Consider the following 6,381-nt stretch of genomic DNA (forward strand, 5'->3'; position numbering starts at 1 on the left):
TCAATCGTCTCGCATGTCAACAGGCCCTAGTTGAGCGCGGCGAGCGCCTTCAGGGCGCTGCGGTCGCTGAGTCGGACGAGGCCGCGGGTCAGTTCCAGCCAGCCGCGGCGCTGGAACTCCTTCAGGTGGCGGCTGACCACCTCCCGCGCCGTGCCCAGTTCCACTGCGAGATCCTGGTGGGTGGCGTTCAGCCGGCCTTCGGCGTCGGCGCGCTCCAGCAGTTTCTGGGCCAGGCGCTTGTCAATCCGTTCGAAAGCGACTTCCTCGACCACGTGCAACAGGTCGGTGATGCGGTTGGCGTAGTCGGAAAAGACGAAGCGCCGGAACTCCGCCGAACGCGCCATGATCTCGTCGAACGCCGTCCGCGGCAGGGCCACCGCCTGCACCGGGGTCTCGGTGATGCCCTCGGCGTTGTAGCTGTCCTGGGACAGCAGGCAGGCCGTGGTCATGATGCAGCTTTCGCCATCACTCACGCGATAGAGCACGATTTCGCGGCCGCCGGCGGAGACCTGCTGCACCCGCACCGTCCCTTCCAGCACCAGCATGAAGCTCTCCGCCGGCTGGCCCGGCGCGAAGATGGTGGTCTGGGCCGGCAGCGCCACAAGCTGCGCCCGATCAGCGAGCATCTGCTGTTCGGCCGGCGTCAGCCTGGCCAGTTCCGGAAACTGCGGGATCCAGTCGATCGACATGATGGAGCTTTGCCTTGGCCGGGCCTTCGGCCCGTTCTTGGACGGACACGATAGCCCAGGGTCGACAGGCCCGCCAGCGCTCAGATGATCTCGTCTTCGTCGAACAGGGGGTCGGCCTGAAGCTGCGCCTCGATTTCGCCGACGGCGGCTTCAACGCTGCGCGCGCGCTGATGGCGGGCGATGTGGGCCAGGCCGTCGCCGCGGTTGACCACCGGCAGGTTGGTGCGCCCGATCATCAGCCCCGCGTCACGGGTCCTGACCTCGGTCTCCTGTTCGCCGAAGGGATCGGAGATGATGCCGATCAGCTCGTCCTCGGCGACGCTCTCGCCGATGGTCTTGAAGCTGCGCAGTACGCCGCCTTCGGGCGCGCGCAGCCAATAGCTGGACTGGGACATCATGGGCTGCACCTTGGCGTCGCGCACGGCGCGGGCCGGCACCATGCCAAGATGTTTCATGACGCGGAGGATTCCGGTCACGCCGACGCGGATGGCGAACTCGTCGAAGCGCAGGCCCTCGCCGGCCTCGAACAGCATGACGCCGGTGCCGACCTCCGCCGCCGCCTGGCGCAGGGAGCCGTCGCGCAGGGGCGCCTCCAGGATCACCGGTGGGCCGAAGACCCTGGCCAAGTCCTCCATGCGGGCCTGGCCGGGGGAGATGCGGATCTGCGGCAGGTTCACCCGGTGGATCGCCGCGGAATGCAGGTCGATGCCCAGCTCGGCGCGGGCCACTACCTCGTTCAGGAAGAGATCGGCAAGCTGGCCGGCCAGCGAGCCCTTCGCCGAGCCGGGGAAGGAGCGGTTGAGGTCGCGCCGGTCCGGCAGGTAGCGCGAATGGCTGATGAAGCCGAAGGCGTTGACGATGGGCACGGCCAGCAGGGTGCCGCGCAGTTTCGCGACCGCCGGCAGGGCGATCAGCCGGCGGATGATCTCCACGCCGATGATCTCGTCGCCATGGATCGCCGCCGAGACGAAGAGCGTGGGCCCCGGCCGCGCGCCATGTACGACATGGACCGGCAGCGCCATGGGCGTGTGGTTGGAGAGCACGGAGAGCGGCAGACCGACGGTCTCGCGGGCGCCCGCGTCGATGCTGAAGTCGCTGATCTGGAAGGCCGCGCGCGGCGCCATGGTTCAGCCGCGGCCCTTTGTCCTGGTCTTGCCGGGTTTGGCGTTCTTCTCAAGGAACTGGATCATCAGGTCGGCGACGTCGACGCCGGTCGCCTTCTCGACACCCTCCAGGCCGGGCGAGGAGTTCACCTCCATGACCACCGCCCCGTGATTGGAGCGCAGCATGTCGACGCCGCAGACGTTGAGCCCCATGGCCTTGGAGGCGCGCACGGCGGTCGAGCGCTCCTCGGCGGTGATCTTGATCCGCTGTGCCGCGCCGCCGCGGTGCAGGTTGGAGCGGAAGTCGTCGGCGGCCCCGTGGCGCTGCATGGCGGCCACCACCTTGCCGCCCACTACGAAGGCGCGGATGTCGGTGCCGCCGGCCTCCTTAATGAACTCCTGCACCAGGATGTTCACGTTGGCGCCGCGGAAGGCTTCCACCACCGACTTGGCGGAGATCTGCGTGTCGGCGAGGACCACGCCGATGCCCTGGGTGCCCTCCAGCAGCTTGATGACCACCGGCGCGCCGCCGGCGATCTTGATCACTTCCTCGGTCACCTTGGGGTCATGGGCGAAGGCGGTGACCGGCAGGCCGATGCCGTCGCGCGCCAGGAGCTGCATGGAGCGCAGCTTGTCGCGGGAGCGCCCGATGGCCACCGACTCGTTCAGGGGGAAGACCCCCATCATCTCGAACTGGCGCAGCACCGCCAGGCCGTAATAGGTGATCGAGGCGCCGATCCGCGGGATCACCGCGTCGTAGCCGGACAGCTTCTCGCCGTTGTAGATCACCGCCGGCCGGTGCGAGGTGATGTTCATGTAGCAGCGCAGGGTGTTGATGATGTCGAGCGTATGCCCGCGCGCTTCGGCCGCATCCGCCAGACGCTTGTGGGAGTAGAGATTGGGGTTGCGGGCCAGCATGAGAATATTCATCGCAGCGTCCTAAGGTGGGCGGTTCTGGGGTGGAAGCTCCTGGGATTCAAATTTGGGCCCGGGTCAGCGGCCCAGCAGGAAGGAGCGTGTCGGATGCACCAGAAAGCGGCCGGCACGCAACGAGGTTCTGCCGAAGAGCATTTCGAAGCCCATCTCGGCGCGGTTGGTCAGGGTGACTTCGATATCGAACTGCCGGCCGGCGAGCACCGCCGGCGTCGTGATCACATAGCGGTCCTGGGTGTGGCCGCTGGAACTCTTGACCGGCCGGTGGTCCCGCACCGGCGCCCGGCAGAGCACCCGCGCCCGGTCCCGCGCGCCGCCGCTGTGGGGGGCGACCTGGAACTCGACCCAGAGCTCTCCGGCATTGTCGAAGGGCGTGATCCGCATGGCGTGCAGGGCGGAGGTGCGCGCGCCGGTGTCGATCTTCGCCTTGATCCGCTCGATCCCGAGGGCGGGCAGGGAGAGCCATTCCCGCCAGCCGACAATCGCCTGCTTGTCCAGCAGGGCGGTGACCTCGGCCTTGATTCCGCGACGTTTTCGGATTTTCGCTGCCGGCTTGGCTGCTTTCAGCTTCTTGGCCATCGCATGCGACGAACCGTCCCCCCAGTCTTTCTTGTCCACTGATGCTGACGGACCCGTGAGTGCGGATCAAGCAAACTGTGGCCGAGAGGGGCGGTTGGGAGGGCGCTATTCCGCCGGCGCCTTGTCCTCTCCGGTCGCCGTTGTGGAGACCGTGGCGGCCCGGCGGCGGCCGAAGAGGCGCCGCAGGATCACGTAGAAGACCGGGGTCAGCAGCAGGCCGAAGAAGGTGACGCCCAGCATGCCGGAGAACACCGAGGTTCCCAGGGCCTGGCGCATCTCGGCGCCCGGCCCCTGGGCGACCGCCAGCGGCAGCACGCCGAAGATGAAGGCGAAGGCGGTCATCAGGATGGGCCGCAGGCGCAGGCGCGAAGCCTCCACCGTGGCAGCGATCAGCTCCTTGCCCTCCTCCTCGAGCTGCTTGGCGAACTCGACGATCAGGATCGCGTTCTTCGCCGCCAAGCCGACGAGGACGATCAGCCCGACCTGGGTCAGGATGTTATTGTCCATGCCCCGGAAGCTGACGCCCAGGAGCGCCGCCAGCATGCTGGTGGGGACGATCAGAATGATGGCGAGCGGCAGCACCCAACTCTCGTACTGGGCGGCCAGCACCAGGAAGGCGAAGATCACCGCCAGGGCGAAGATGTAGACCGCCGCGTCGCCGGCGACCTTCTCCTGATAGGCCAGCTCCGTCCACTCGAAGGTCAGGCCGCGCGGCAGGCTGCGCTCGGCCATGGCTTCCATGATGTCGAGGCTCTCACCGGTGGAAACGCCAGGCGCCGCGTTGCCCTGCAGCGGGACGGAGACCAGCATGTTGTAGCGCTGCACGAGGTCGGGCCCGGTGCGGTCCTCCACGTCCACTAAAGTACCCAGCGGCACCAGCGCGCCGGTGGCCGAGCGCACCTTCAGGCCGAGGATGTCTTCGGTGGCCAGGCGGAACTGCTGGTCGGCCTGCACGCGCACCTGATAGAGGCGCCCGAAGGCGTTGAAGTCGTTCACATAGGTCGAGCCGAGATTGACCGAGAGCGCCTCGAAGATGTTGGCGATGGGCACGTTCAGCATCTGCGCCTTGACCCGGTTGATCTCCAGGAAGACCTGGGGGCTGGAGGCGGAGAAGGTGGTGAAGACGCCGGTCACGCCGGGGGTCTGCTGGGCCTCGCCCATCATCTGGAAGGCTGCCGCCAGCACCCGGCGCATGTCCGAACCTTCCTTCTCCTGGAGCTGCATCTTGAAGCCGCCGGCATTGCCGACGCCGCGCACCGGGGGCGGCGGGATGGCGATGATGAAGGCTTCGCGCAGTGCCTGTAGCCGCCCGAAGAGCTGGCCGATGATGGCGCCCGCCGGCAGGCCCTGTTCGATGCGCGGCTGGAACTCGTCGAAGCGCGCGAAGATCACCGCTTGGTTGGTGGCGTTGGTGAAGGTGGCGCCGGAGAAGCCGGCGAAGGCCACCGCGTCGGTGACGCCCGGCGTCGCGTTCACGATCTCCGAGGCCTCGCGCACCACGGCGTCAGTGCGGTCCAGGGAGGCGCCGTCGGGAAGCTGGATGACGACGATGGCGTAGCCCTGGTCCAGGGTCGGAATGAAGCCCCGCGGCACGGTCGTCAGCATGTGATAGGCGCCGTAGACGAGGCCGGCGAAGACCACCATGACCAGCGCCAGCATGGCGGCACGGGCGACCAGCACGCGGACCAGCCAGGCATAGCCCCGGGCGAGGGCGTCGAATCCCCGGTTGAAGCCGGCCGCCATCCAGCTTCCGGCGCGGGCCAGCGGATTGCGGCCCTTGGGCTTGTCGTGGGGCTGCAGCAGCAGCGCGGCCATGGAGGGCGAGAGGGTCAGCGAGTTGACGGTGGAGATCACCGTCGACACGGCGATGGTGATGGCGAACTGCTGATAGAACTGGCCGGAGACCCCGGGCACGAAGGCGGTGGGGACGAAGACCGCGATCAGCACCAGCGAGGTGGCGACCAGTGCGCTGGCCACTTCGTCCATGGTGCGGTGGGCGGCGTCGCGCGGGCTCATGCCGCTGGCGATGTTGCGCTCCACGTTCTCGACCACGACGATAGCGTCGTCGACCACGATGCCGATGGCCAAGACCAGGCCGAAGAGCGTCAGCATGTTGATGGAATAGCCGAGCGCCAGCATGACCGCGAAGGTGCCGATCAGCGACACCGGAATGGCCATGATGGGGATCAGCGCCGTCCGCCAGCTCTGCAGGAAGACCACAATGACGATGACGACCAGAAGGGCCGCCTCGAAGATGGTGGTGTAAACCGCCTCGATGGAGGCGGAGATGAACTCTGTCGGGTTATAGACGACCTGGTAATCGAGGCCTGCCGGGAAGTCTTCCTTCAACTCCGCCATGAGGGTCAGGATTTCGTCGGCGGTGGCGAGCGCGTTGCTGCCCGGCCTCTGGAAGATGCCCAAAGCCACGGCGGGCTTGTTGTTGAGGTAGGAGTTGGTGACGTAGTCCTTGGCCCCCAGCTCCACCCGCGCGACGTCGCGCACGCGTACGATGCGTCCGTCCTCCGTCGCCCGCACGATGACATTGCCGAACTGCTTGGCGTTTTCGAAGCGGCCCTGGGTGGTGACCGTGAACTGAAAGGCGTTGTCCGCGGTGTTGGGTGGGGCGCCGAGGGCGCCGCCGGAGACCTGGACGTTCTGTTCGCGCAGGGCGTCGACCACGTCGCCGGGCGTCAGGGAGTAGGCGGAGAGCTTTTCCGGATCGATCCACACACGGATCGCGAACTGCCGCTCGCCGAAGATGATCAGGTCGCCGACCCCCTCCAGACGCACCAGGATGTCGCGCACCCGCGAGCGCGCGTAGTTGGAGACGTAGAGCTGGTCGTAGGTTTCGTCGGGGGAGAGCATGTGCACGACCATCATCAGGTCGGGCGAACTCTTGGCGGTGGTCACGCCGAGGCGCCGCACCTCCTCCGGCAGGCGCGGTTCGGCGGTGGTCACCCGGTTCTGCACCAGCACCTGGGCGTCGTCGAGGTTGGTGCCCAGTTCGAAGGTGACGGTGATCGCCATGCTGCCGTCGGAGGTGGAGTAGGACGACATGTAGAGCATGCCTTCCACGC

Annotated in this window: 5 protein-coding genes; all 5 read right to left on the reverse strand. The window is 67.3% G+C overall.

Annotation, left to right across the window (positions count from 1 at the left end):
* Positions 1 to 26 precede the first annotated feature (26 nt).
* Positions 27 to 689 carry a Crp/Fnr family transcriptional regulator gene (locus Q0996_RS17270; protein ID WP_299622503.1) on the reverse strand — a complete coding sequence of 221 codons (663 nt, stop codon included), beginning with the start codon at positions 687 to 689 and terminating at the stop codon, positions 27 to 29.
* Positions 690 to 769: 80 nt separating this feature from the next.
* The gene (locus Q0996_RS17275; protein WP_299622506.1) at positions 770 to 1,813 is read right to left on the reverse strand and encodes a succinylglutamate desuccinylase/aspartoacylase family protein; all 1,044 of its coding nucleotides are present in this window, start codon (positions 1,811 to 1,813) and stop codon (positions 770 to 772) included.
* Positions 1,814 to 1,816: 3 nt separating this feature from the next.
* A complete protein-coding gene (rimK, locus tag Q0996_RS17280; RefSeq protein WP_299622509.1) occupies positions 1,817 to 2,722 on the reverse strand; it encodes a 30S ribosomal protein S6--L-glutamate ligase in 906 nt (301 codons plus the stop codon).
* A gap of 63 nt (positions 2,723 to 2,785) precedes the next feature.
* Positions 2,786 to 3,304: a RimK/LysX family protein gene (locus Q0996_RS17285; RefSeq protein WP_299622511.1), complete on the reverse strand. Its 519-nt coding sequence runs from the start codon at positions 3,302 to 3,304 to the stop codon at positions 2,786 to 2,788.
* Between the two features lie 105 nt (positions 3,305 to 3,409).
* A partial coding sequence (locus Q0996_RS17290) for an efflux RND transporter permease subunit (protein ID WP_299622514.1) occupies positions 3,410 to 6,381 on the reverse strand: 2,972 nt, incomplete at its 5' end.

The organism is Pelagibius sp. (assembly GCF_028289705.1).
Lineage (GTDB): Bacteria > Pseudomonadota > Alphaproteobacteria > Kiloniellales > Kiloniellaceae > Pelagibius.

What these genes read in the sequence shown, in the direction of transcription:
- Q0996_RS17270 (WP_299622503.1), bottom strand. Translation starts at nt 689, where the DNA reads ATGTCGATCGACTGGATCCCGCAGTTTCCGGAACTGGCCAGGCTGACG.
- Q0996_RS17275 (WP_299622506.1), bottom strand. Translation starts at nt 1,813, where the DNA reads ATGGCGCCGCGCGCGGCCTTCCAGATCAGCGACTTCAGCATCGACGCG.
- rimK (WP_299622509.1), bottom strand. Translation starts at nt 2,722, where the DNA reads ATGAATATTCTCATGCTGGCCCGCAACCCCAATCTCTACTCCCACAAG.
- Q0996_RS17285 (WP_299622511.1), bottom strand. Translation starts at nt 3,304, where the DNA reads ATGGCCAAGAAGCTGAAAGCAGCCAAGCCGGCAGCGAAAATCCGAAAA.